We start from the raw sequence: 25,598 nt of genomic DNA, 5'->3' as shown, positions 1-25,598 counted from the left end.
TTTTACATGCTTGATTACTGGAACGACTTCTCCTGTGCAATGTTCAATAATATGCTTCTTGATTATCTCCATATCTATTATGATTTCTTCCCATTCCAGAATTCCATTAGTGGCCCATCTTGTCCATAGACCGGATCAGTATGCGGGATTGGAACCTCTTGAATCTCCTGAAGCGCCTTGTGTCGCTCGCCTTCCTCACCTGTTCGTGTGTTGTAACTCATGCCGCCCGGATAGGCACCGGCAATACGAAAGTCGGCGCTAGACTCCAGACGTTTATGCCCTGTTCCAGCGGGAAGTACAACAACGTCACCTGTTTGAAGATATACCTTCTGTCCGTTTTCCCCGCCTAGAATCAGCTTCACGAATCCACTCACCACAGCAAGAGCCTCATGAGCATTACTATGATAATGATGATAATTGAACACACCATTCAACCAGCTATTTCCCCATCCATTACGGTTCAGCAATGATTCTGCATGAAGAGCCTCTTCAGCCCATACATTCTTATACAAAAGCACGGGCAGGGTCGGATGATTGGGAATTACACCATTATCCTGAAGGAATAACGTCTCTATGTCCTTTTTTCGTTCATTCATCTCATATCACCTCATTATAAATTACCCGATAACCTCAAGGACGAACAAAAAATAAACATGTATCATCGAAAGATCGCACTCAGCTCATAAGTTCTACGAAAAGAGAGAGACGCAGTTTCATTATCGATATGGCAAGGTACGCAGTTCCAGCTGTATAAATTGCACAAAAAAAGCCAGGGAAGGGTGTATTGAGTAACACCTTCCTTGGCTTTTTTGCGCCTCCGTCACATATACGGATTCATCTGAACACGGACGGTTAGGCTAATTGACATCTATCTATTGCACGAATGATCGTGCTGTGTGACCTTACATCCAAAAGATCAGTGATCTTTTTTGACGTCGGCAATTTTATCCTGTACGGCACCTTTGGCTTTGTCTTTCTTACCCTCAGCCTGAAGGGATCTGTTGTTGGTTGCATTACCGATCTGATCCTTCACTTCGCCTTTGGCCTTGTTTACGCCTGCTTTGATTTTATCGCTAGTTGAATTACTCATATCGAACATCTCCTTCGTTGTCTGGTGTAGTCCTAATTAACCGGGATGCCCGCATTCTAAACAAAGAGGTTTGATTCAAATTTTGCATTCGCGGCGCAAGAGGTTCATACTTGAAATAGAAAAGATGTCTCAATAATGGAATAAGGCTGTGCTCATCGCTGCATAATAACGACAGTGACCAATTTCGTTGCGCGAGATGATTGAATTTGGAAAACAATTCCTGCGGATATCGATAAACCAATCCTTCCTTGTGTACATATCGCACATCTGGTCATATGTGATCTTGTCTTAATACCACATGTGGTAGGAATACGGATCTTGGACAGGAAGATCGGCAGGGTTAGCTTGCCTGCTTGGGTTGACAAAAAAATCGATTTTGTTACAATGTTCACAATATCTTCACAAGTGTAAAAAATTTCTTTTTCATGTTCATGTGTAAGAGGTGTAATATAAGGGTATAGAGTTCGGTTTCGGCCTGCTTGTCGTTTTGTGCGTCAACACATGTTGTCCGCAATAGATCCAAGATACAATGCATGATACGGGAGTGGCCCTGAGCTACGCTCATCCTATTGTGTGAAATTTGGTACATTTAGATGTATTCGATGTATTTTGTGGTTCGGCTCTGCTTGACAGGCATCATGAAAGTCGCGGACTTCTATCCCAAAGTAAAGGAGGACTTTCTCTTATGTCACAATCGCCTACTCAACAAGAGGTGCCAGTTACAGAAGGTGCCAACGTTTCCGAGCGCCAGTCCTTGGACGTTCTGGATCAACTGATGAAGCCTGAGGTACAGGAGTCTTTAACCGTTCTGGTGGAGAACCTGCCTAAATTGGCTGAAATGGTTACTGCTATGACGAAAGCTTATGACTTTGCACAAAGTGTAGCAACAGACAAAGTTCTGATCAGCGACACAATGAGCGCAATGGGCGAGTTCGCTAAGCCTGTTGTAGACAAAGCTAAAGGTGTAGCTTCTGCTGCCATCGAAGCCAATGATCGTGCGCAAACAGAGCAAACTTCAGTTGGCTTGTTCGCTATGCTGAAAATGCTCAAAGATCCAAACGTACAACAATCGCTTCGTTTTGCTCAATCTTTCCTGAGCATCCTGAACGAGCGTCAACAACCGAAACGTTAAGACTTAGAAGAACGGAGGATGGATATGTCGAAGCAAATTTTGATCTTGGGTGGAGGATACGGCGGTCTGTTGACTGCATTGACTGCGCGTCAATACTTGTCTCCGGAAGAAGCGACAATTACTGTCGTGAACCGTTACCCTACACACCAAATTATCACGGAACTGCACCGTCTTGCAGCGGGAAGCATTGCTGAACAAGCAGTTGCTCTTCCACTCGAAAAATTGCTGCGTGGCAAAAACGTGAACTTGAAAATCGATACGGTGGATACAATCAAGCCGGACGAGAAGAAAGTTCTGATGACCAGCGGCTCCACATACTCTTACGATGCACTCGTCGTTGCCCTGGGCAGCGAAACGGCATTCTTCGGAATTCCGGGATTGCAAGAGTACAGCTTCACGCTCAAATCGGTTAGCGATGCAAACCGTATTCGTGCACATGTTGAAGCGCGTCTTGATGCGTACAAACAGTCCGGCAACAAAGCAGACGCTACGTTTGTTATTGGTGGCGGCGGCTTGACAGGTATTGAGCTTGTTGGCGAATTCGCTGACCTGCTTCCTGCAGTATGTCAAGAAAAAGGGATCGACTTCAAAGAAGTATCCCTGTACACGGTTGAAGCAGGTCCATCCATTCTGGCAGGATTCCCGCCAGAGCTGGTTGAGCGTGCAAAATCGAGTCTTGAAAAACGTGGCGTTAACTTCATCGTTGGCGTAGCGATCACTGAGATGAAAGAAAACGAAGTTCTGCTGAAAGACGGCAGCTCCATCCCTACGAACACACTCGTATGGACAGGTGGCGTACAAGGCAACGCGGTTGTTGCTAACAGCGGAATTGAAGTGGATCGTGGCCGTGCGAAAGTTACGGAAGTTCTGCAATCTACTTCTCACAAAGACGTGTTTGTTGCTGGTGACAGCGCAGTGGTCTTCCCTAGCGAAGGCGCTCGCCCTTACCCTCCAACAGCACAATTGGCTTGGCAAATGGGTGAAACCATTGGTCACAACCTGGGCGTAATGTTCAAAGGTGGCGCAATGGAATCCTTCACACCAGTATTCTCCGGTACGCTGGGAAGTCTGGGTCGTAAAGATGCTGTCGGCATGATCGGTGGCAACCAGACTCGTCTGAAAGGTCTGCCTGCAACCATGATGAAAGAAGCAAGTAACATCCGTTACCTGGCTCACATTCACGGTTTGTTCGCACTGGCTTACTAATCTTCATGCCATTCAAGGGCGCCCTTTTGGGCGTCTTTTTTTGTTGTGACCGTTAAAATAATTATAGGTATGCAGATGTGAAAAGGGACCAGCAGAAGTGGTCCATGTGAGGTCGCGTATAAACCACATAGGGTATATGGTATATTAATGGGACAAGGGAATATGGAACGACACGACCTGGAGGCCGGCGCTTAGAAGCGCCGGCTTTCGTTTAAGTTATAGGATGAGCAGCTATAAATAAGAGGAACGGGGAGCAACAACAAGCAGCCTGTTCAACCGAGAGGAGAAATGACGTATGAACGTATTTGTTATAGGAGCAAATGGACAAATCGGCAAGCTTGTGGTGGAACAGCTTGTACAGGAAGGCAAACATAAAGTAACGGCCATGATCCGCAAACCGGAGCAGGCGGATGCACTGAAGGAACTGGGTGCCAATGTTGTAATCGGTGACCTGGAGGGTAGTGTAGAGGACTTGGCTGAGACAATGAAGGATCATAATGCCATTGTGTTTACGGCGGGTTCTGGCGGATCTACCGGTCAGGACAAAACGCTGCTTATTGATCTCGACGGTGCGGTGAAGACGATGGAAGCCGCAGAGAAGCAAGGAATCTCCAGATATATTCTGGTCAGTGCGTATGGCGCAGATCAACGGGAGAAATGGTCAGAGTCCATCAAACCATATTACGTGGCCAAACATTATGCGGATCGTGCACTGTTTGCAAGTGATCTGAATTACACCATTATTCGTCCTGGTGGTCTGGAGAATGAACCGGGCACGGGTAAGATTGCAGTTGGTACGGATCTGGAGCCGGGAAGCATCCCACGTGAAGATGTAGCCCGCGTCATTGTGGCTTCTTTGCAGGAAGAGAAGACGTACCGGATGGCCTTTGATCTGATTGCCGGGAATCATCCTGTAGAAGATGCTTTGGGCAAACTGTAGATAGTGTTGTAAGATAACGGGAGAATGAAATGATGGTATGAGGGGGAGCGCTGCATGAACGAAGCCGTGCTGGTCATAGAGGATGAGCCCAAAATAGCACGTCTGCTTGAACTGGAATTACAGTATGAGGGATATCAGGTGGGCAAGGCAGGTAGTGGAACAGAAGGGTTGGAGAAGTATGCGGAAGGACAGTGGGATCTGATTCTGCTTGACGTGATGCTACCTGGTTTGAGTGGAATTGAGGTGTTGCGCCGAGTTCGGGCCAAAGATGCTACAGTTCCGATCATTATGCTCACCGCCAAAGATTCCGTGGAAGATAAGGTATCTGGTCTTGATCTCGGAGCCAATGACTACATCACCAAGCCGTTTCAGATTGAAGAATTACTAGCCAGAGTTCGGGCCGCATTACGGCTTAGTGCAGTCGCGTCCGTTGCTTCTTCTGCTTCATCTTCTACATCTAGTGCAGGGAATGACTCGTCTGGGTATAAGGATGAAGCTGAGGGCTGGTTAACGGCTGCCGGATTGAAACTGCATGAAGGAACGCGAGAGGTATATCGAGATGGCGTGCCTATTGAGCTTACTCCGCGTGAGTTCGACCTGCTGGTGTACCTGCTTCAGAATCAACGTCAGGTGCTCAGTCGTGACCAGATTGTGCAGGCTGTGTGGGGATATGATTATTATGGAGATACCAATGTGGTGGATGTGTATATCCGTTATGTGCGCAAAAAGGTGGATAACGGATTCACACCGCCTTTAATACATACCGTACGTGGCGTAGGATACGTCCTGAAGGAACAGCTATGAGCCTGCGCAGTAAAATCTACGGATATTCGTCTGTATTATTTGCTGTGCTGTTAATCGCGGTGAACCTGTCCGTCTATATCGTGTTTGAGCGGATGTCGATTGATAACGAGGTTAATCGGGTGGAGGCGGAAGCGGAGTCCATTGTCAAAGGAGTGCGTCAGTCTGCCGGCTCCATTCCGCCGGACGACTTGCTGCGGGCCTACGCGCCTGTGAACGGCATGCTTCGGATCGTCAATGAAGACGGCACCAGTTCCCCGGTGACGACAACAGCAGCTTCTGAGCAGCTCAGCAAGCTGCCTTATAAGTACGAAAGTGAGAAGAAGTCAGAGTATACCCAAGTAGAACAGATTGGGTATGTATGGGTTTCAGTCCCGGTCATCTGGCCAGATGGCGAGGTGGTGAATGTGCAGGTCACCGAGAGCGTTGCAGAGACAGAGAATCGCCTGTCTGTACTGCGAACCGTGCTTGTGGCGGTCACGATTATTGCTCTCATCCCAGCCATTATCTCCAGCCGGATTCTGGCGAACCGGATGACCAGACCGATTCAGCAGATGACACGCACGATGAGTGACATTCAGTCCAGCGGCCAATTCAAGCGTCTTCCACTGGAGGAAGGATCGAAGGATGAACTGAAAACGATGGGGCAGACGTTCAACCGGATGATGGACCTGCTCGAATCCAACTTTGAACGACAGGAACGATTCGTATCCGATGCATCTCATGAGCTCAAAACACCGCTGACCATTATTGAGAGTTATGCCAGTCTGCTACAGCGGCGAGGAAAAGAGCGGCCCGAGGTATTTGATGAAGCGGTGGAAGCGATTCTGTCCGAATCTGTTCGCATGCGAGAGATGACTGAGCAACTGCTACTGCTCGCGAAGCAGCCAGAGCAGTGGAATGTGCAGTTGGCGCGTGTGGATATCACAAGACTGGCAGTAGACTCCACACGTGCGTTTCGCGAAGCCTATCACCGCGAAGTCCGGTGTGAAGATTCGGGTCCAATCTGGGCGATCAGCGATGAGAGCAAGCTGAAGCAGTTGTTGTTTATTTTGCTGGATAATGCCCGTAAGTATAGTGAAGATGCGATTGAAGTCAGGCTGGAAGCCCAGGGACAAGAATGCCGAATCCGGATCGTGGATACCGGGATTGGTATGCGGGAGGAAGAGTTGGGGAAGGTATTTGACCGATTCTACCGGGTTGATCCGGCCAGAACGCGCAGCGGAGGTGCAAGCGGTTCAGGTCTGGGGTTATCTCTTGCCAAAGAACTTGCAGGTGCAGTGGGAGCCCGAATTGAACTGACCAGCACCGAGGGTAAAGGGACCGAAGCTTCGATTATTTTGCCCCTATCGGTTCAGAACGGACCGCTCTCATGAAATTCTCATTCTTCTCTTATATACTATATAAACTGAACTAAAGATTGTTCACACTGACACTACGATGACAGAACAACCTTCCAATCGCTGTTATCCCCTGATTTTTTGATTCCCTTTTCTCAAGGGAAAATCCAGGGATAGCGTATGCTTCCGATGTAGCTTTCTTTCAGAAAGCTTTTAGGCGAAGTGTATGCTTTCGAAGTAGCTTTCTTGCAGAAAGCTTGTAGCTTCGCTTTTTCAGGTTATTTCTGTCCTCTCCGTTACTGTGTAAAAAATTAGTTCATTTTATGTAGTAGCCATTGGAAACTGAACTCAGACCGAATATATAGCAGATGAACTCGGGCTATGGGGAGAGCTATAAGGGGGAAACGTGATGACAGAGCATGAGCAGCGACCACCGGAAATGAAACGGGAAGAACAAGGGATCAGCGGATGGGCTAAATCGCGAAGATCACTCTGGTGGAGTGCAGGAATTCTGGTTGTGCTGATTGTGGCGGCTGTTGCTTGGTGGAAGCCGTGGCAATCGACTGGGGCGGTGCTTACGGCAGATGCAGCAGCTCAATCCGTACTGGATCAATATCCGGGGGAGATTGTGAATTCTACGTTGAAGGACGGGACGTACATGATGCAGCTTCGCTCGGAGACCGGACTGTATGATGTGCAAGTGGATGCCGTTACAGCCACTGTGAATTCCATCAAACGACTGGAGTCCAATCCGCAAGCGGAAGAGAAGACGTTATGGAGCCGCGAGCAGATCAAGACGGCGCTGTTAAAACAACAAACGGATGACCAACTGGTCTCCCTTGAACTTGTGGAGCAAGAAGGTAGTCCGGTATACACCGCGGTAGTGAAAGCAAAGGATAACAGCCGTGAAGAACTCACGATTGATCCATATACCGGAGAGACGATATCCTCCAAAACAATAGCAGCACCGACAACTGAACCGACCAAGGAAGATCCCAAGCCTCAGTTTCTGAGTGAAAAGCAAGCGAAGCAGAAGGCACTTGCAGAGGTCCCGGGAGAAGTGGACGACATCGAACTGCGTGGAACCAATAGTGGGAATCCATATTACCTTGTTGAAATTGATCTGGAGGATGGCCGGGAGGCCATTGTGCAAGTGAATGCCATCTCGGGAGTGATTCGTTCCGTGACTTGGGATGAGGACGAGGATTAAAACTTGTACAGGAGTCCATTGAATATAGAGTTTCACCTTGTTGAACAGATGATTCCTAATTTAGGGGTCATCTTTTTCATTTAGTTTAGATTACATGCATAATGAACACTTGTTAAATGAGTACTCTCCTCATTTTCTCATCAAATTCTAATCTAACTCTCGCTGATCTCTCATTCCTGCAGGTTATTCTATAAATGTAGACGAGAACGAAAACAACAAACGAGGAGATGAATGATGATGATGAACAAACATAAACTTTGGATTGGTAGCTTGTCAGCAGCCGTATTACTTGGTGGATCAGCCGTAGCGGCCAGCGGGAATGTGAACGGACAATCGGTGCAAACTACACCAACATCAACAACGCAATCTGTCACACAGAATCAGAACAGCACAGGCAAAATGCTGAATGCATCACAAGCGAAAGCACTGGCGTTGAAAGCAGCCGATGGTAAAGTGGATGACGTGGATCTGGAGCGCAGAAACGGCCAAACGTTCTATGAAATTGAGATCGACAGAAAAGGAACCAATGATGTTGTCGTTCGTCTGGATGCCTACACAGGTAAAATCCTTGCAATCGTGGATGATGAAGACAACGATGATGACGATGATTATCAAGGTACTGTAACAGGCAACACATCGAACACCTCTGCTTCCAAGCAGGTCAAATTGACGGCATCCCAAGCTTCAAACATTGCATTGAAACAGGTGACAGGTGGTAAAGTAACCAAAGTCGAGCTGGATCATGATGATGGTCGCTATGTGTATGAGATCGAGCTGAGAACCGCTCAAGGTGAAGCGGATGTAGATATCGATGCCAACACAGGTAAAGTGTTATCGTTCGACCAGGATTTTGACGACGAAGATTAAGCAATAAGGGCGAGTACACGCCGATAAAACATCATATCATGCACCTGCCCACGAACAGCCACACACAGCCAGAGACAGTTACATCATGGAGGGTAGGGCAGGTATGGCAGAGGACGCTTCGGGGGAAGCGTCTTTTTGCTGTCTATGGAGAGAGCAGAGTATGAAATTGTACATGTTCAGCCGGATTGTTCACTATGCGAGCAGGGACATGGCGCATACAATCAGAGTCAGGGAGGTGAATGCTAGCCAGTCTTGCCAAGAATTCTAATGCTATAATGCATCATCGATCGGAGGCAGATGAGACATATCGATTTTATTTTTTATGAAAGCGCTTCACTAAAAACATGGAGGTGCATTACGATATGGCTATGAACGATGGATGGTTGAAAAAGAATACACATTCACGTCGCTTTACCCGTCGCTTGAGTTATCTGCTTGCTTTACTGTTGGCGCTTCAATCCATAGGCATGCTGGTCGCACCCGGACCGAATGCGTCAGCTGCTCCGCTCAGTGTAACGAACGGGGTACAGTTCAAGGATACCAATGGCAATGTTGTTCATGCCCATGGGGGCGGGATGATCAAGGCAAACGGGTATTATTACTGGTTTGGGGAGAACCGCAATACGAATGGAACGTTCAAGGCGGTGTCCGTGTATCGCTCATCGGATCTGAAGAACTGGGATTATCGCAATGATGTGCTCACCAGCAGCTCGGCAGCCGAGCTAAATATCTCCAACATCGAACGCCCGAAGGTCATCTACAACAGTGCTACCGGCAAATATGTGCTTTGGATGCACAAGGAGAATGGTCTGGATTATGGCGAGGCCAGAGTGGCTGTAGCTACTTCGAATACGGTTGATGGCAATTACACATATGTGGGCAGTTACCGTCCGCTTGGCTATGACTCCAGAGATATGACGGTATACAACGATAATGGAACTGCTTATCTAATCTCTGCGACCCGAGTGAATGCCGATCTGAATATATATAAGCTGACCCCGGATTTCCTGGGAGTGGAATCCCTTGTCACAACACTGTGGCCCGGACAATATCGTGAAGCGCCTGCTATGTTCAAAAAAGACGGTGTTTACTTCCTGATCACCTCGGGTGCGACTGGCTGGAATCCGAATCAGGCCAAATATGCCACAGCCTCCAGCATTACAGGTACATGGAGCGGTCTTAGCAATTTTGGAGACAGCACAACGTATGGTTCTCAATCCACCTATGTCGTTCCTGTAGAGGGATCACAGATCACATCCTATCTCTACATGGGTGATCGCTGGGCGGGTGCCTGGAGCGGGCCCGTGCAGGATTCCAAGTATGTCTGGCTGCCCCTTTCGTTCCCGAGCGCAACCAGTCTGGCGATGAACTGGGCCGGCAGTATTACAATAGATACAGCAACAGGGACTGTGACTGGAGCGAGTACACCGGATGTATGGGACCCGAATGCTTCATATCAGCTGATTAGCCGTAAGAGTAACAAATTGCTAAATGTCATTGGTGGTTCCGCCGCTAATGGTGCGGATCTGGAGCAGCGATCAGATGGGGGGACGACAAGTCAGCAATGGCAGATTACCGATGCGGGTGGCGGCTATGTCAAAATCATCAACCGTTCCAGTGGTAAACTGATTGGGGTGGAGAATGGTGCCACAACCGATGGGGCTGTCATTGAACAATGGAACGATGGTGGTTGGGCCAGCCAACAATGGCAGCTCGTCCATGTAGGCGGAGGGTATTATAAATTGAAGAACCGCAGTACCGGCAAAGTATTGGACATCTCCAGTCAATCCTTGGCAGATGGAGCAGCAGCCATCCAGTGGACCGATAATGGCGGCACGAATCAGCACTTCCAGATTGTTAAGGTGCAATAATCAAACCATTAATTAAGACATGGATAAGATATGGATAAGACCCTCATCCCATTCATATGCGGATAAGGGTCTTATCGATGATGACCGCATCCAGTCACTTGCGTTCTCGGCGGACCCAGAACTGGAATACATCACTTCTCAAATAATCATAGGAATACAGTACTTCCCGGTTCTGCTGGTCGTAATGCAATTGTTTCATAAGAAGAACCGGAGTCTCTTCCTGATGATTCTTCAATCTCTCAACATACTTGTCCTTGTTAGGAGGAACAACCAGTTCCGTGTCTGCTTTGGCAATATGAATACTGCATTCTTTCTCCAGAAAATTGAACAAGGAACCCGAGAAGTCTGCACGTTCAAAAGCATCTCCTACCAAGTCCTTAGGCATGATATTAACGGAGTAGGTTACGGCTTCTCCATCTGCGTATCGAATTCGCTCCACCTTCACAACCTGGGAACCCTCTTCGATGTTCAGCGTCTTCGCCCATTCCTCGGTGCAATCTACCTCACCGATCATTTCCTTGCTATCCGTTTCGGTCAATCCCGCCAACTTGATCATGGTTCCGATGCTCTGAAGAAACTCCAGCCGACTAGGGATACCGGGCAGTGGTTTGATCACAAAGGTGCCTATCCCATGCTTGACGAGCAGCTTGCCATCCTGCTCCAATAGCTTGATCGCTGAGCGCAGTGTCTCTCTGCTGACACTGAAGTGTTTGGCTAGTTCATATTCGGAGGGCAGTTTCTCGCCTACATTCCATATTTTGTTTTCGATCATCGTTTCCAATTCCTGCTTGATGTGCTGGTAACCACTCAATTATTCAGACCTCAATTCCTGTAATTTATATCATTTCATGATTGTTTTATTCAACCAGTTGTAGCGTCCCTTCCACTGCATCTACCCGGATAATCCGATGCGTGCTGTACGCTGCCTCCGTGTAATAGAGTTTTGCTTCGGAATGCTCGTGAACCAATGACTCCATTCCCGGATGTGGAAGCTGATAGGTCCCTTGATCATCTGCGCTGATAATAACCACTTGTGGCGCCCAATGACGAAGGCAAGCTTCGGATAGATGGCTAGTATCACCATGGTGTGGTGCTTGCAGGGTGTGAATTTGCCCAATCTCGTCATCGTAGGGCTTCCAAAAATCAACGCCTACATCCGAGGTGAGCAGTGCTTTTGAGTTTTCTTTATTCTTAATTAATACAGCTAAGGATGTGTGATTCAGCATGCGGTCGATAGCGGTCAATCTCTCCTCCTGAAGATCCAGATTGGTTACGTCCAGCAGCTCCAATTCTTCTGCCAACTGCTTCAATCTGTGATGGCTTGGCATGAGGATTCGGAACGTCATATCACCCTCCATAATTGTAAAAGGCTCATGGATCTGAGTTACTGTAATGCTTAGTTGCTCCAGCAGGTTGAGAATGGAGGCATATAGCGAGAGCGAACCCAGGATTGGCGTGGAAAAATCATTTAATCCGCTTTTCTGGACATGTTCCGGTAATGGGATATGCAGGATGACCTCTTCAACAGGGACATGACCCAGAATGGGAAGCACACCACCGATATGATCTTTGTGAAAATGGGTCAGGACCAGCACGTCGACCTTCTCAATCTCGTACTCCCGAAGGTACTGATCGAGGCTACACCGGCGAGGATTGGTCATTGGGTCCACATCCCCGCCGTCTACCACGAGACAGTAGGTGCAGTTCTCCTCCATCCGCCGAATGACCGTTGCCTCACCAAAACCTACATTAAGAAAATCGATAAACCACTTCATTCCGTTCCTCCCATCGAACGTTTAATGTAGAACACGGAGAACACCAGAACCAGCAGTACCATAATGACTGATGCTGCAGCTCCGTACCCAATTTGAAGGTTGTACACACCTTGCTTGTATATATACTGTGTAATCGTCGTCGTGGAATTCGCTGGTCCGCCGCCAGTCAGGATATTCACTTTATCAAATAACCGGAACGTGTCGATGGTCCGAAGTAAAATGACCATGAACAGGGTCGGCAACATATTCGGTAATGTAATGTGAAGAAAAATACGCATTTTGCCTGCTCCGTCTACTCTTGCGGCCTCATATTGTGAGCGTGGAACTGATTGTAACCCGGCATATAGCAACAGGAAAGCGAATGGTGTCCATTGCCAAATATCAATGAACAATATGGCATTGAAGGCAATGTTAATGTCCATCAGGAAGTTGAACGGTCCTACGCCGAACCAATGAAGCAGATGATTAATAATCCCGTTATGGTTGCTGAGCATCATTTGCCAGATTAACGCCACTGTGACTGGTGGCAATAAAGACGGAATGAGCATCGTGATCCGCAGCACCTTTTGTCCGCGTCTCATGCTCTCAATAAGCACGGCAATTCCAAGTCCCAGAGCCGTTTCAATAGAAACGGCCAGAAGCATGAATTTAATCGTATTCCAGACGGCTTGAAGAAACTGTTCATCCTGAATAATCTTCATATAATTGCTAAACCCGATGAACTGCTTCGCATCACTCGCCAAGTAATAATAATCGGTGAAGCTGTTCGTAATCGTGTAGATCAACGGGAAAACGGTGACGCAGATCAATAACAAGGTTACTGGTGCCAGCATCGCCCATTGAAAGCCTCGTTTACTAGCCAAGTTCAGTCCACTCCTTTAGATTGAATGAACCTCTTATTGCATGATGTCATTCATTGCCTTGTTTGCATCGGATAGAGCTTTATCCACGGTTTTGGTTCCTGCAATTGCTGCGGACAGTTCAGCACCGAGGGCTTCTTCTACTTGTGACCATTTTGCTGTTCGTGGTCTGGCTACGGAGTTCTGTAATGCCTCCAGCATGACGGGGAAATGTTTATACTTTGCAGCAAGTTCAGCGTCCTGATAGACACTTTTCCGAGTAGGCACACCACCGTGCTCCACCATTTGTTTCTGCGTCTCACTGCTGGTGATGAATGACAGGAACTCAGCGGCAAGTTCCGGGTTGTGAGAGTTGGCAGCTACACCCATCATCCAGTTGCCGATCATGCCTGTAGGAACGGATTGAGCGTCAGATGAAGACTTGGACGGGATTACAGCATAATTCGCACTGGCTGTTTCGCCTTTGATGAACCAGGATGGCCAGCCGAGAGCCATCGCTGCACGGCCTTCCGACACGGATCCGACAATGTCGGTGTTCTCATAGTTTTCTCCAACAGCGAGCAGACCGATATAGGTATCTAACGCTTGCCGACCAGCGTCAGAGTCAATCTGTGCTTTCCAATTATCGTCGAAGATCTGTCCACCTTGTGCCCAGAACAGCGGTAGGAAGTCGGATACGATCGGGTTACCCTGCTGACCGCGAATGACGTAGCCAGCAGTTCCATCCTTCGCATGAATGGCTTTGGCCATATCAAGCACGTCTGCCCAGTTTTCCGGCACATCATAATTATTGCTCTTCAGCAGCTCTTGATTGTAGAAGAACAGCTGCACGTTGCCAGAGAAAGGAAGTGCATACAGATCTCCTGTAGCATAGGGGGACTTCCCAAGAGCGAGGGAGGACTCTTCGAAGTCTGTGTCTTCCTTGATTCCAAGGTCAGACAGTTTGGCAAAAATGTTTGCTTCACTGAATTGTGGCATCCACGGATCATCCGCCATAATCAGATCATATGCGCCATTTTTATTCTTCGCATCGAGGGATACCTTTTGCTTCAAATCAGCAGATTCTAACCCGATAATATCGATCTTCACATTGTGTTCTGTCTCGAAAGATGCCTTAACTGCATTCATCGCATCAACATGGGAACCACCTCTTGCCGCAATGACCAGCTTATCTGTTCCTTGACTTGAACCTTGTCCAGCAGCCTTTTCCTGAGATTGACATCCAGTGAATAGTACCGCCGTTGTTAACAACATACTCAGCATATACGACATCTTTTTTCTCATTGTTCACTCACATCTCCCTATTCTTTAACTGCACCGGCGGTTAGGCCGCTAATTAGATGTTTCTGCAAGAAGATGGCTGTCAGCAGTACTGGCAGCACGGATACCAGACCGCCGCCTGCTACCTTACCCCACTCCGTCAGTTCCTGCTCGCTGTTCAGTGTGGCGAGTTTGAGTGGAATGGTGAAACTGTCAGGGCTTTGGATGAAGATTACACTGTACAGGTATTCATTCCATGATGCCATGAAGGACAAGATCGTCACGGCAGCAATCCCCGGCAACACCAGCGGCAGCATCACTTTGTAAAAAATCATAAATTCAGATGCACCATCGATCCGCGCACTTTCCTCGATTTCACCTGGAACACCGTAGAAGAATGCCATCATAAACCAAATGACGAGTGGTATATTCATCAGGACATGCGCGATGATAATCGGAATTTTTGTATTCAGCAGTCCTGCGTCGTTCATCATGATGTACAGTGGCAGTGCAAACGTAATCGGCGGCAAGACACGAACCAGCAAAATCCAGATCATGAGCGAGTTTTTGAAGATTCTGAAATGGCTTCGGAAAGTTCGGCGTCCAAGCACATAGGCAGAGGTCAATCCCAAAGCCAGTACGATCAACATCGAGCTGATTGTGATCACGAAGCTATTGAACATGGGCTGGATGTAGTTGTCTTCCGTAAAAATACGGAATATATGTTCCAGCGTTATGGATTGCGGAAATATGGATACTTTAGCAAACAAATCAGATGATTTCTGGGTAGCAATGACGAGCATCCAATAGATCGGAAACAGCGTCCATAGGAGTAAAACCATGAAAGTTCCGTATTTTAGACTTACATTTAATCTGTTCAATCTGTTCTCCTTCCCCTCATCTGTCTAGACGTCTATACGACTACTATAGATTTGATTTATTAGCTGAATATCATCGAAATATTAAGTAGTGTTAATTAAGAGGACGATCTCTGTCCCGAAATCCAAACTGTGGTAAACTAGTATAATTGTAGAAATACATAGAGATAGGAGCTGGATAACGAAGTGAGTGGAGAACAAGTACTGTCAATTGAAGGCTTGCGTATGCGGTACAACGGCCGTTATGTGTTGAATGGCATTGATCTGGAAGTGAATCGCGGTGAGATGATTGGTTATATTGGTCCGAATGGGGCTGGCAAGAGTACGACGGTCAAGATTTTACTCGGGCTGGTTGAAGGATATGTAGGCACGGTTCGAATCTTTGGCAAGGATATCGCGAACGGTGATGTGGAATATAAACGCAGAATCGGGTATGTCCCGGAGGTTGCGGAATTGTACGAACAATTAACACCTGCGGAGTATCTGACATTCACGGGAGAATTGTATGGCTTGTCCTATGAAGATGCGGATTACAAAGCCAAGCTGTTAATGGATTGTTTTGGATTGGAAAAATCATATCATTCCCGCATTGCATCCTTCTCCAAAGGCATGCGTCAGAAAGTGCTGTTGATCTCAGCGCTGCTGCATGACCCGGATCTGCTGTTCCTGGATGAACCGCTCAGCGGATTGGATGCCAATAGTGTAATGGTGGTCAAGGAAATTTTGTCACAGTTGTCAGCCAAAGGTACGACCATCTTCTATTCGTCCCACATCATGGATGTGGTGGAGAAGATCAGCAGTCGAATCGTATTGATCGCTGAAGGGCAAGTGGTAGCAGATGGTACATTCAAGCAGCTCCAGCAACAGTCCATGGAAGGTACACTGGAGGAAGTATTCAATCAATTGACGGGCTTCAATGAGCACAAAGTCATTGCTGAGCGCTTTGTATCGATTGTGCAGGAGGTGTACTGATATGGAGGAATCCTCCGATTTTCGCACGCTGAAGATCCTGGATCGCTTTCGGCCAATCATTGCCCGAACGGGGGCGGATTATGATGTGCTGCGCTTGATTTTGCGAGTGAAATTCCAGATGGATCAGCGCAGAGTGCCTACCATTTTGTCATCCAACTCAGCGAAAAAGGAGAACAAGGACGGAAATCAGTTCCTTCGTTCCCTGTGGTTGTATGGATTAATGGGACTGTTGATGGTTCCCTTTGTTGTGTGGGATACGGGGCATTTCATGCTTCAGATGGGTCTGGTGTTCGGCATATTAATGTTTATGATCATGACGTCCATGATTTCGGACTTTTCCTCTGTGCTTTTAGACATCCGGGATCGCAATATTATCATGACAAAGCCTGTTAATGGGCGAACGGTGGGGATGGCCCGAGCCATACATGCAGGTGTCTATCTATTACTGCTGACGGGTTCATTAACAGGCATACCGCTCATTGCCGGGTTAATTACGCATGGGATCGGATTCTTTCTGATCTTCCTCGTGGAATTAATTCTGATCAACATGCTGATTCTGGTGACAACGTCTCTAAACTATCTGTTTATGATGAAATTTCTGGATGGCGAGAAGCTGAAGGATATGATCAACATGGTGCAGATTCTGCTATCGGTTGGAATCGCGATTGGTTATCAGCTAGTGATTCGTTCGTTCAGTATTATTGACTTTGATATGGTATTCACCCCGGCTTGGTGGCAATTACTGTTGCCTCCGTTATGGTATGCGGCTGTATTTGAATGGTTGTTCACCGGAGAGGGGAACGTCTGGATATACACCTTCTCTGCAATGGCTGTGGTTGTTCCGATTGTAAGCATGGTCATCTATGTGAAGCTTATGCCTTCCTTCGAGTTGTATTTAGAGAAAATGGCACACTCGGGTCAGTCTTCCGGACGCAGACGCGGAAGATGGGATCGCTGGATCTCCAAGCTGGTCAGTCGTTCCAGAGAGGAGCAGGCTTGCTTCCGTCTGTCGGCCAGCATGATGCGCAATGAACGGGAATTCAAGCTGAAGGTGTATCCATCGCTTGGTCTATCATTCGTGTTGCCTTATGTATTCTGGTTCACCGAGTTGCAATCGTCCACCTGGGCGGAGTTTAGGCAAACTTCGTTTGTATACACTTTTTACATTGTTCTGATGCTGGTCGTAACGGTTGTGGTCATGCTGAAATATTCGGGACAATACAAGGCATTCTGGACCTTTCGCGCTGCACCGATGGCCAATGATAGCGCGTTATATAAAGGTGCGCTGAAGGCGTTCTTGTGCAATATGTTTCTGCCTATATTTGTGGTGAATGCCCTTGTGTTCACCTGGACATTTGGGCTACGGATTCTGCCGGATATTGCAATAATTCTGCTGACTGCTATGGCGCTTATCCCGTTAGCAGGCAAGTTATTGTTGCGTAAGCCGCCATTCTCTCAATCTTTCAGTGTGGCGCAGCAAAGTGATAGCTGGTATGTATTCGCCGCCCTCCCTGTGCTCGCCATGCTATGGGGAGTCCATGTCTTTTTCCGCTCGGTGTCAGGGGGCATCTGGATCTATGGCGCGATACTGATTGTGGTCAATGTGCTCATGTGGACCTTATTGTATCGGGTGAAGAAGACCGCGGAGAAGTGGTCGGTTGCAGTTTAAGAATAGCGTAAGAGTAAGAGTAGGAGAAGGCACGAACGAGAGGGCTTACTCAATAAGAGGAACAGTTACATGAAAACTAATGCAGTTTCTATAAAGAGCGATGGAACAAATGAGCCAAAAAGCGAGGGTATCAGAAAATAAGAGATTAAAGTACCGGGAATCAGAGAAGCTGAATCAAGCAGCGAAGAACCAAGAACCAAGAATCAGAGTGATAAGAACTTAGAAGGGCACAAAGTGATAAGAATCTAGAGGAGCTAACCTTGACGTTGATGTCGAGGTTAGCTCTTTTTTAGGTGATCTACTCAGGAAAACCTTTGCCGCAGCACTAACGAACCTGAGGCGCCTTATTCGGGGTAAAGATCTGAAAAGTAAATTCTAACGAATCTCAGGAACGCTATCCTTCCGAAAAGTAGCTATTTAGCTCGAAAAAGGACCAAACTAGGCAAAATAGCGTCTCTGTGATTCGTTAAATATTAGATCCATGCTAAAAGGGGCAAATAGCGTGTATCCGATTCGTTAAAATGGAGAACCGATGGAGGCTCTCTTCTACCAATAGAGTGGTGGAGTATATGTTGGAGGTGTGAATCTAATTTGGTGGCGTGTAGGGATCTATTTCTGATGGCCTGATCAAAGGATGGATTCCGCCAGCCGATCGGCTGCATCGGCTGTGGAGATCGCAGATTGCGCAGCTTCTGCGTATACCTTGCTCAGCGTGCCTGCAATCCCCGCCACGTTCTGGCGGATCAGGTCAGGCCCGGCGCCTTCCAGCTCGTAGGCGGTGGAGATGATTCCGCCTGCATTGAGCACATAATCAGGCGCGTACAGAATGCCGCGCGCCTGCATGCGGCCTGCAACCAGCTGTCGTTCACTCAGCTGGTTGTTGGCCGCCCCGGCAACAATGGAGCAGCGAAGCTCCTCCACCGTTGCCGGGGTCAGTACGCCCCCCAGGGCACAGGGGGCGAACACCTTGCAGTCAGCGGCGTGGATATGGGCCGGATCGGCCGAGATGGCGCCGCTGAACTGCACAAGGGCACGTTGTACACGCTCCGGTACAACGTCTGCCACAATGAGCCGTGCCCCGGCTGCATGCAGGTAACGGCACAGGGCATACCCGACCTTGCCCAGTCCCTGAACGGCAACGGGAATGCTCTGCAAAGATGCAATGCCTTGCTGGCGCAGCGAGGTCACAATGCCGATGTATACGCCGTAGGCGGTCATCTCGGCAGTGAAGTCATCCTGCGCCCCAAGTGAACCGGTGGTGTCCGTCACATATGCGGTCTCCATTCGGATCTGGTCCATGTCTATCGCCGTGGTACCCAGATCAAGACCGGTCACGTAACGCCCGTTCAGCCGCTCCAGACAACGTCCCAGTGCACGAAAGCGCTGCGCCCGCCTGGATACGTCCGTATCCAGGCTTTTATCTTGTGGATGCGTCACCTGATCGGCAGCGACTTTCTGTTCAGAGGCAACCCGCTCAACGCTCTGAGACCCGTGACTACCCTGATCCTGTTTTACATTCTTCGCAAAAGGTACATCCCATATGACCACTTTTCCACCGCCGTAGGGTAGTCCAGAGATTGCATTTTTGTACGTCATGCCTTTGGCAAGCTTTACGGCATCCCGAACAGCTTCTTCTTCGGACGCATATGTCCAGTAGCGGCATCCACCCAGCGCAGGTCCAAGGGCCGTGCTATGAATGGCAATGACTGCCCTCAATCCACTATCGGCATCATGGCAAAAAATGAGTTCCTCCATGCCTTCCCGCTCCATCTCCTGCCATAACTGCATGACGGTACCCCCTTTTGTTTTGACCCATCCAACCTGTTTCTAACCTGCTATCTTGCGCGATCGTGCTCGGCCATATGATGATATAGCATATTCACAGGCATCAGTTTTCGACCCTGGGACCTCCGCCGGGTTGATAATCGGTACAAACGGTTCTATAATGGCAGTTCCGGCATGCCGGAGAGCGGAAAATGCCTATGGATTTACATTCAACCGTTTAGAATGAGGGCATAACGTCCAATGATGGAGATAGAGCGAACGTACAGGAAGCATGGAAGAAACGAAATCGTTGAGGATATGCAGCAGAGGGCCGAGTTAGCTGTGAAGGCCAGGAAAGAGGGATTGTGATTGTTTAAAATATTGGTATTTATCTTTTTGATCCAGATTGTATACGTATCGGCTTATACATTACGGATGATTCTGACACTCAAAGGCCAGAAATATATCGCCGCACTGATCAGCATGGGTGAGATTGTGATCTATGTGCTCGGTCTGAATCTGGTGCTCAAGTATCTAACCCAACCTTCTGCCCTGATCGTCTACGCAGTAGGTTATGGGCTCGGTGTGTTACTCGGGGCCTGGATCGAAGAGAAGATTGCCCTCGGTTACGTTACCGTTAAAGTAATCTGTAACCAGATGGGAAGCAACGTTGCGAATGCCCTGCGGGACAAAGGGTACGGCGTTACGGCCTGGGTGGGTAGTGGACGTGACGGAGATCGGCTCGTGATGGAGATTCTGGCGAAACGAAAGAACCAGAAACTGCTCTATCAGACGATTCTCAGTCTGGACCCCAAAGCATTTGTCATCACCGTAGAGCCCAAACAGTTCCATGGCGGCTTCTGGACACGTTCCATTAAAAAGTAAAATCGAGCAGGTCTGCAGCAGATGCAGTCCTGCTTTTTTGGTTTCATCCCATCCGACACTTTCTAGTTGCCACGAGTTATCCCTGAAACCTCACTTCCCAAGTTAACTCCGTACGATTCAAGGTTGCTTATAGTACAATCCCTTGCTGTACCAGCCATTCCCGTCTACATGTGAGATAGGGATTATTGTTGTAATCGCTTTCAAAATGTACATTGAGAACATGTCCTTCGTAACACGGCATGGCAGCGATGGGCGAATGCAATCATTATATTTCGGGAGGAATGGAATCGATGAAAATCAAATTTCGAAGTTTATGCAGCACAGCCTTGGCTCTAACGTTGGGGTTAACTTTATTGTCCGGACCGGCAAGCGTGCAGGCAGCGGGCAACGCAGACTACAATCTCACAGGCTTCTCCCAAGGAAACGCAGGTGGTGGGATCATCAGTGAAACGAACACATCCACATATAAGAAAGTGTATAATGCGACCGATCTGGCGTTGGCTCTGAAAAAGAACTCCGGTGTCAAAGTCGTCGAGATTATGAACGATCTGAATCTGGGTTGGAATGAAATTCCGAGTGCAGCGAAGACATCTCCATTTGCCAAGCATAATGATGCGTTGACGCATCCGGTATTGAAACAGACAGGTGTCAGCAAGCTCACCATTGATGGTTTCAACGGACTCACGATTTTCTCCGCCAATGGTTCCAAAATCAAACACGTTGCGATCAGCGTGAAACGAAGCTCGAATGTCATTATCCGCAACCTGGAATTCGATGAGTTATGGGAATGGGATGAATCCACCAAAGGCGACTATGACAAGAACGATTGGGATTATATTACCCTGGAAGAGAGCAGCAACGTATGGATTGACCACTGCACATTCAATAAAGCTTATGACGGACTCGTCGATTCGAAAAAAGGAACCAGCGGCGTGACCATCTCCTGGTCCCTCTTCAAAGGGGATGACGGCAGCTCGAATAGCTGGGTTACCCAGCAGATCAATGAATTGGAAGCGAACAAGGCTTCCTATCCCATGTACAACTACCTGCGCAGTAGTGCTGTAGGTCTCAGCAAAGCAGATATTATCGCCATCTCTGGACCGCAAAAGAAAGGACATCTGGTCGGTTCCACCAGCCTGGAGTCGGCTAATACCAATCTGTCCATGACGTTACACCATAACTTGTACAAAGATATTCAGGACCGGATGCCACGTCTCCGCGGAGGTAACGCACATGCTTATAATATTGTGATGGATGCAACCGGAGCACGTGCCGCCAAAGCCAAAATCACCACCGCAATGTCAACAGCGATTGCGTCCAAAGGTTATAAGTTCGATATCATTGGCAATGGGGCAATCTCCACAGAGAGCGGAGCTGTATTGGTCGAGAAATCAGTCATTAAGGACGTTCTATATCCTGTTCGCAACAATCAGACTGATCCCGCCGATGCCAACTATACTGGCAAAATCAGAGTGACCGATACCATGTACTCCCTCGATGGAAGCTCATTCCGTGGCAGCAGTGATACATCCGGAAGTCCGCTTGCGCCGATCCCGGCTGTGGTAAAACCATTCTCCTGGAACGGCTTCACGTCACTTCCATATAGCTACACCACGAATGACCCATCCACGCTGGATGCACGTCTAACCGCTTCCAATGGCGCAGGTTCCGGTAAATTGACCTGGTCCAAGGATAATTGGTTGAAGCCAAGTTATTAAGTATGAGGATTGTTTATTGATCGGGAAAGCGGAATCCAGCCTGTAGGATTCAAATAGCAAACAAGCTACCTCGCAGTGTGATCGCGAGGTAGCTTGTTTTTCAACATATGAACATGAACTCTGTGGCCAGCTAGCTAGTGCACAGCGATCCTCTGTAGGATACATTAATCCGGTTAGTAGGTCCTATATGAGATTATCGTTTTACATATGAGTCGCAGGAGTAGGGCTATAATCTGAATGAATTATTGTCGCAAATGATTATTTAGTTAGTCCCCATTGCTTGTTCGATGAACGTGTTGTCAACGACTTTGGACACATCCAGTCTCTCTTTCAGTTCTCCAAAACATACAGGATGTCTATCACTTCCTGTTGATTTTGGTGGATAGCCTAATTCAGGTATTCACCAATACAATATTCCTTTCATGTATGTCCAGTAGAAAATCTGCTTTGCTCATGATACTTATGTCATTAGAAACAATAAACTTTGTAGCTGTAGTACTTCTTATCTTTTCAAAAATTTCATGTCTATTCTTTTTATCGAGATAACTAAATGCATCGTCCAATAGTAGAAAATCCTTACCATGAAAAACAGCTCTGCCGATCGCAACCCTCTGTCTTTGACCTTCAGAAATCAAGTTTCCTGAAACTCCCAGATATTGTCCATCTGAAATATTGAAGATGCTGTCTGTTTTTATGTTTGCAATACGAAGTGCTTGTTGAGCTTGATGATCCGTATTTTTTAAGAAAGTAATATTATCTAACAAGGATTGATTAAACAAGTTGTATCTCTGTGATACAACCCCTGTTTGATATTTTGATAAATCATCGACATTTGTTTCATCCACTATGATTTGACCACTGTAGTTTGAAAAACCCAAAAGGCTATTTATAAAAGTGGATTTACCCATCCCTGTTTCTCCAGAGATCACTACTAAAGATCCCTTGGGAATAGTCAAGTTTAAGAGGGATTCATTATTTGGAGTTAATGCAAAGTCTTTAAGTGTTAAAATTGAATGGTGTTCTATTGCATCCTCTTGATAACCGATGTTTAGTTTGCTAAACGAGCCTAACTCTCTATTTTCAATCAGGTTATCAATTTTATTAACAATATGCTCTGTTTGTTTATGTGAATTTAATACCGCTGCAAATAAGTCTAAATAAGCAAAACCGAAGCTAATATAACTAATAAAGAGTGTTAGGTCACCAATGGATAGCTCACCACTTTTTAAATAACTGATGGACTGCATCAAAACGACAAAAATACTTAGGTAATTCACAAAGGTAACACCAGTAGTAATGGAGAAGGAGAACAAGGTTTGTTTTAACTGGGTCGATAAGCTATCCTTCCCGAGTACTTTCAATCTATTATTTAACAAATTCTCTTGATCCAGATACTTATACGTGTGCATATTGGACATTACATCATGCACAAATTGTTGATAGCTCAGTGTGGCAGCGCGGTTATCTGCAAACTTATCCTTCCATCTGTTTCTGACAAAATAAATGCCAATGTTAAATAGGGCAAGCGGAAGGATCGAATACAGCGTCAATCTCCAATTAATAGTCCACATAATTATTAATGCAACTATAAAAAATATAATCTTATTTACCAATTCCAGTATGCTGCATATTTTGTACTCAACCAATTTGAAATCACTATTAATCATTGTTAATGCAGTTGGAGCGGTTACATCGACTTTTTTTTCGTTGAGTAAAATTCTATTTATTAGAGAGACCACCATAGTTTTACTTGCTTTAAAACGAACCCTGGTTTCAAGCATTCCTAGTATATAGAACAAGAGATTTTGAAGCACAATTAATAACAAAATGACTAACAATATTACTGATATTGATTTGAATTGATTATTATTCAAGTTATCAAACACAACTTTAATTACCCAACCTAATAACAAGGGGATCAGACTACTAACTAGTCCCAAAATAAAAGTAACAGTGTATTGTTTAGGTGTGACTAAAAGAAGCGATTTATTAATGTTATCCTTTATACTGCTCATGCCTCTCCCCCCGACAAATGCAGACCAAATTGTTGTCTATCAATTTTTTCCAATATAGTAGTTGCCTTATCCTTTGCAGTGACTCTTCCCTTTTCCATAATAATGATATTATCGCAATTTTTTAAACGCTCGACATTATGTGAAATCATAATTAAAGTAGTATGTTCACTGATTTCCTTGAGAATATCAAAATAATAATATTCGATCTGTTCATCAATATTAGATAATGCTTCATCGAAGATAATTAGTTTCTTAGGTCTAAAAACCAACCTGAAAAGATAAATCAACTGTTTCTCTCCTACGGATAATTCTTGTATTTCGATTTGTTTGTGTAATAAATCATATTGCTTAAACTGCTTAAAATAAGGGCTCAAGTGCTTGAATCTATATTTCTCTAAAAAATGTATCACTTCATGATCCGGTATCGTATCATCAAATAAAGTTAGATTGTCCTTTAATGATCCTTCAAATAACTTATCGTTAACGGTCATAAGACATATATGTCTTTGGACCTCAGCCAAACTCAAATCATTGATATCAACACCTGAGATATACAAACTATTATATGGACACGGCAGTTGCTTCGTTAATAATAAACTTAACGTGCTTTTCCCGCTCCCTGAGACACCTATAATGCCCAAAGATTCACCTGCCTCAAGAGTAAAGCTAATATCTTCTAACACTGACTTGTTCTCTTCGTAGGAAAAGTGTAACTGCTTTACAGTTACACTTACTAAGCCATTAGGTAAATATTGGCTTCCTTGAGGCACGCTACTTTGATATTCCAAAATATCAGTTAACCTACTCATAGCTTGCTTTACTAACAGGTAATTATTTACATGGTATTGCATTGTCTCCAGAGGTTGCTTAAGTTGTTGGCTGTAATTGTAAACTAAATATACGGTACCTAACGAAACAACCCCAAAAAAGTAAAGGGTTCCTCCTAAACCTAAAGACAATACATTTGTGAATGAAATAAAAAACAAAGAAATAATCCAAATAGTATAAATGTACTTTTGTGAAGCTAATTTGTAAGGAAATAACCCATGCATAGAAGACTCAAGCTTCGTAGTAAAAGCATTAACGCCATTCATGGATTTGATTTCTTTTCTTGCTAATACAATTTCATTGATCAGGCTTGAAATTTCAGTTTCAACCGTTCGTTCTTGTCCTAGCACATTGCTTTTCTTATTTTGTGTTTTATAAATAATAAATGCTGCAAAACTAAAATAGAAAGACGGATTGTCAAGCCAAGTGCGACAGTTCCTGTGTGAAAGATTCGTGAGCGGTCTTCCAGCCCAGACATTTTCGGGGGCGATGGTTGATTAAATGAAGCGAACGCTCC

At 46.3% G+C, this 25,598-nt stretch carries 22 protein-coding genes and 1 pseudogene; 12 read left to right on the top strand and 11 right to left on the bottom strand.

The features are described from left to right. Positions 1-77: 77 nt before the first annotated feature. Positions 78-596 carry a cupin domain-containing protein gene (locus tag WFI24_RS17955; protein WP_336762967.1) on the bottom strand — a complete coding sequence of 173 codons (519 nt, stop codon included), beginning with the start codon at positions 594-596 and terminating at the stop codon, positions 78-80. A gap of 320 nt (positions 597-916) precedes the next feature. After that, positions 917-1,090: a CsbD family protein gene (locus WFI24_RS17950; protein ID WP_076332039.1), complete on the bottom strand. Its 174-nt coding sequence runs from the start codon at positions 1,088-1,090 to the stop codon at positions 917-919. Positions 1,091-1,775: 685 nt separating this feature from the next. On the opposite strand from WFI24_RS17950, the gene WFI24_RS17945 reads away from it, so the two are divergent. From WFI24_RS17945 to WFI24_RS17910, 8 genes are all read left to right on the top strand, one after another. Further along, positions 1,776-2,222 carry a DUF1641 domain-containing protein gene (locus WFI24_RS17945; protein WP_017691658.1) on the top strand — a complete coding sequence of 149 codons (447 nt, stop codon included), beginning with the start codon at positions 1,776-1,778 and terminating at the stop codon, positions 2,220-2,222. Positions 2,223-2,246: 24 nt separating this feature from the next. Further along, positions 2,247-3,428 carry an NAD(P)/FAD-dependent oxidoreductase gene (locus WFI24_RS17940; RefSeq protein ID WP_036606574.1) on the top strand — a complete coding sequence of 394 codons (1,182 nt, stop codon included), beginning with the start codon at positions 2,247-2,249 and terminating at the stop codon, positions 3,426-3,428. 295 nt (positions 3,429-3,723) lie between these two features. Then, the gene (locus WFI24_RS17935; protein ID WP_336762961.1) at positions 3,724-4,368 is read left to right on the top strand and encodes an SDR family oxidoreductase; all 645 of its coding nucleotides are present in this window, start codon (positions 3,724-3,726) and stop codon (positions 4,366-4,368) included. Positions 4,369-4,422: 54 nt separating this feature from the next. Further along, positions 4,423-5,172 (top strand): response regulator transcription factor, encoded by a 750-nt coding sequence (locus tag WFI24_RS17930; RefSeq protein ID WP_336762960.1) that lies wholly within the window; start codon positions 4,423-4,425, stop codon positions 5,170-5,172. Beyond that, positions 5,169-6,545 carry a sensor histidine kinase gene (locus WFI24_RS17925; RefSeq protein WP_336762958.1) on the top strand — a complete coding sequence of 459 codons (1,377 nt, stop codon included), beginning with the start codon at positions 5,169-5,171 and terminating at the stop codon, positions 6,543-6,545. The genes WFI24_RS17930 and WFI24_RS17925 overlap by 4 nt, the downstream gene beginning before the upstream one ends. Positions 6,546-6,918: 373 nt before the next feature. Beyond that, positions 6,919-7,719 (top strand): PepSY domain-containing protein, encoded by an 801-nt coding sequence (locus WFI24_RS17920; protein ID WP_336762957.1) that lies wholly within the window; start codon positions 6,919-6,921, stop codon positions 7,717-7,719. Positions 7,720-7,950: 231 nt separating this feature from the next. After that, positions 7,951-8,586 carry a PepSY domain-containing protein gene (locus WFI24_RS17915; RefSeq protein ID WP_336762956.1) on the top strand — a complete coding sequence of 212 codons (636 nt, stop codon included), beginning with the start codon at positions 7,951-7,953 and terminating at the stop codon, positions 8,584-8,586. A 362-nt stretch (positions 8,587-8,948) separates the two neighbouring features. Beyond that, on the top strand, positions 8,949-10,457 hold the full coding sequence (locus WFI24_RS17910) for an RICIN domain-containing protein (RefSeq protein WP_336762955.1): 1,509 nt from the start codon (positions 8,949-8,951) through the stop codon (positions 10,455-10,457). A gap of 94 nt (positions 10,458-10,551) precedes the next feature. Here the strand turns inward: WFI24_RS17910 and WFI24_RS17905 are convergent, their stop codons facing one another. The 5 genes from WFI24_RS17905 to WFI24_RS17885 are packed head-to-tail and all read right to left on the bottom strand — an operon-like array spanning position 10,552 to position 15,233. After that, positions 10,552-11,268 carry a GntR family transcriptional regulator gene (locus WFI24_RS17905; protein ID WP_336762954.1) on the bottom strand — a complete coding sequence of 239 codons (717 nt, stop codon included), beginning with the start codon at positions 11,266-11,268 and terminating at the stop codon, positions 10,552-10,554. Between the two features lie 46 nt (positions 11,269-11,314). Further along, entirely contained in the window at positions 11,315-12,232 is a 918-nt protein-coding gene (locus WFI24_RS17900; RefSeq protein ID WP_336762952.1) for a ComEC/Rec2 family competence protein, read from the bottom strand. Then, positions 12,229-13,095, bottom strand: coding sequence for a carbohydrate ABC transporter permease (locus WFI24_RS17895; protein ID WP_336762950.1), 867 nt, complete (start codon positions 13,093-13,095; stop codon positions 12,229-12,231). Before WFI24_RS17895 ends, WFI24_RS17900 begins: the two co-directional genes overlap by 4 nt. 33 nt (positions 13,096-13,128) lie before the next feature. Continuing rightward, the gene (locus WFI24_RS17890; RefSeq protein ID WP_336762948.1) at positions 13,129-14,376 is read right to left on the bottom strand and encodes an extracellular solute-binding protein; all 1,248 of its coding nucleotides are present in this window, start codon (positions 14,374-14,376) and stop codon (positions 13,129-13,131) included. Positions 14,377-14,393: 17 nt separating this feature from the next. Beyond that, positions 14,394-15,233 carry a carbohydrate ABC transporter permease gene (locus WFI24_RS17885; protein WP_336762946.1) on the bottom strand — a complete coding sequence of 280 codons (840 nt, stop codon included), beginning with the start codon at positions 15,231-15,233 and terminating at the stop codon, positions 14,394-14,396. Positions 15,234-15,416: 183 nt separating this feature from the next. Between WFI24_RS17885 and WFI24_RS17880 the strand changes: the two genes are divergently transcribed. Together WFI24_RS17880 and WFI24_RS17875 are read left to right on the top strand one after the other, a co-directional pair. Further along, positions 15,417-16,202 (top strand): ABC transporter ATP-binding protein, encoded by a 786-nt coding sequence (locus WFI24_RS17880; RefSeq protein ID WP_336762944.1) that lies wholly within the window; start codon positions 15,417-15,419, stop codon positions 16,200-16,202. 1 nt (position 16,203) lies between these two features. Further along, entirely contained in the window at positions 16,204-17,871 is a 1,668-nt protein-coding gene (locus WFI24_RS17875) for a hypothetical protein (RefSeq protein ID WP_336762942.1), read from the top strand. A 627-nt stretch (positions 17,872-18,498) separates the two neighbouring features. Here the strand turns inward: WFI24_RS17875 and WFI24_RS17870 are convergent. Further along, positions 18,499-19,659 carry a Leu/Phe/Val dehydrogenase gene (locus tag WFI24_RS17870; protein ID WP_336762941.1) on the bottom strand — a complete coding sequence of 387 codons (1,161 nt, stop codon included), beginning with the start codon at positions 19,657-19,659 and terminating at the stop codon, positions 18,499-18,501. Between the two features lie 345 nt (positions 19,660-20,004). Here WFI24_RS17870 and WFI24_RS17865 point away from each other — a divergent pair, with 345 nt between their 5' ends. Then, positions 20,005-20,520: a DUF2179 domain-containing protein gene (locus WFI24_RS17865; protein WP_091012544.1), complete on the top strand. Its 516-nt coding sequence runs from the start codon at positions 20,005-20,007 to the stop codon at positions 20,518-20,520. A gap of 290 nt (positions 20,521-20,810) precedes the next feature. Continuing rightward, positions 20,811-22,238 carry a pectate lyase family protein gene (locus WFI24_RS17860; protein ID WP_336762938.1) on the top strand — a complete coding sequence of 476 codons (1,428 nt, stop codon included), beginning with the start codon at positions 20,811-20,813 and terminating at the stop codon, positions 22,236-22,238. A gap of 392 nt (positions 22,239-22,630) precedes the next feature. On the opposite strand, the gene WFI24_RS17855 is transcribed toward WFI24_RS17860, so the two are convergent. The 3 genes and pseudogenes from WFI24_RS17855 to WFI24_RS17845 form a co-directional block, all read right to left on the bottom strand. Continuing rightward, the gene (locus WFI24_RS17855; protein ID WP_336762936.1) at positions 22,631-24,253 is read right to left on the bottom strand and encodes an ABC transporter ATP-binding protein; all 1,623 of its coding nucleotides are present in this window, start codon (positions 24,251-24,253) and stop codon (positions 22,631-22,633) included. Beyond that, positions 24,250-25,431: an ABC transporter ATP-binding protein gene (locus WFI24_RS17850; protein ID WP_336762935.1), complete on the bottom strand. Its 1,182-nt coding sequence runs from the start codon at positions 25,429-25,431 to the stop codon at positions 24,250-24,252. Before WFI24_RS17850 ends, WFI24_RS17855 begins: the two co-directional genes overlap by 4 nt. A 67-nt stretch (positions 25,432-25,498) precedes the next feature. Beyond that, a pseudogene (locus WFI24_RS17845) lies at positions 25,499-25,598 on the bottom strand (IS30 family transposase); the annotation flags it as partial.

The organism is Paenibacillus sp. USHLN196, from assembly GCF_037144955.1.
Classification (GTDB): Bacteria; Bacillota; Bacilli; order Paenibacillales; family Paenibacillaceae; genus Paenibacillus; species Paenibacillus xylanexedens_C.
This window is presented reverse-complemented; position numbering and strand designations above follow the sequence as displayed.

What these genes read in the sequence shown, in the direction of transcription:
- WFI24_RS17955 (WP_336762967.1), bottom strand. Translation starts at nt 596, where the DNA reads ATGAATGAACGAAAAAAGGACATAGAGACGTTATTCCTTCAGGATAAT.
- WFI24_RS17950 (WP_076332039.1), bottom strand. Translation starts at nt 1,090, where the DNA reads ATGAGTAATTCAACTAGCGATAAAATCAAAGCAGGCGTAAACAAGGCC.
- WFI24_RS17945 (WP_017691658.1), top strand. Translation starts at nt 1,776, where the DNA reads ATGTCACAATCGCCTACTCAACAAGAGGTGCCAGTTACAGAAGGTGCC.
- WFI24_RS17940 (WP_036606574.1), top strand. Translation starts at nt 2,247, where the DNA reads ATGTCGAAGCAAATTTTGATCTTGGGTGGAGGATACGGCGGTCTGTTG.
- WFI24_RS17935 (WP_336762961.1), top strand. Translation starts at nt 3,724, where the DNA reads ATGAACGTATTTGTTATAGGAGCAAATGGACAAATCGGCAAGCTTGTG.
- WFI24_RS17930 (WP_336762960.1), top strand. Translation starts at nt 4,423, where the DNA reads ATGAACGAAGCCGTGCTGGTCATAGAGGATGAGCCCAAAATAGCACGT.
- WFI24_RS17925 (WP_336762958.1), top strand. Translation starts at nt 5,169, where the DNA reads ATGAGCCTGCGCAGTAAAATCTACGGATATTCGTCTGTATTATTTGCT.
- WFI24_RS17920 (WP_336762957.1), top strand. Translation starts at nt 6,919, where the DNA reads ATGACAGAGCATGAGCAGCGACCACCGGAAATGAAACGGGAAGAACAA.
- WFI24_RS17915 (WP_336762956.1), top strand. Translation starts at nt 7,951, where the DNA reads ATGATGATGATGAACAAACATAAACTTTGGATTGGTAGCTTGTCAGCA.
- WFI24_RS17910 (WP_336762955.1), top strand. Translation starts at nt 8,949, where the DNA reads ATGGCTATGAACGATGGATGGTTGAAAAAGAATACACATTCACGTCGC.
- WFI24_RS17900 (WP_336762952.1), bottom strand. Translation starts at nt 12,232, where the DNA reads ATGAAGTGGTTTATCGATTTTCTTAATGTAGGTTTTGGTGAGGCAACG.
- WFI24_RS17890 (WP_336762948.1), bottom strand. Translation starts at nt 14,376, where the DNA reads ATGAGAAAAAAGATGTCGTATATGCTGAGTATGTTGTTAACAACGGCG.
- WFI24_RS17875 (WP_336762942.1), top strand. Translation starts at nt 16,204, where the DNA reads ATGGAGGAATCCTCCGATTTTCGCACGCTGAAGATCCTGGATCGCTTT.
- WFI24_RS17870 (WP_336762941.1), bottom strand. Translation starts at nt 19,659, where the DNA reads ATGCAGTTATGGCAGGAGATGGAGCGGGAAGGCATGGAGGAACTCATT.
- WFI24_RS17860 (WP_336762938.1), top strand. Translation starts at nt 20,811, where the DNA reads ATGAAAATCAAATTTCGAAGTTTATGCAGCACAGCCTTGGCTCTAACG.
- WFI24_RS17855 (WP_336762936.1), bottom strand. Translation starts at nt 24,253, where the DNA reads ATGAGCAGTATAAAGGATAACATTAATAAATCGCTTCTTTTAGTCACA.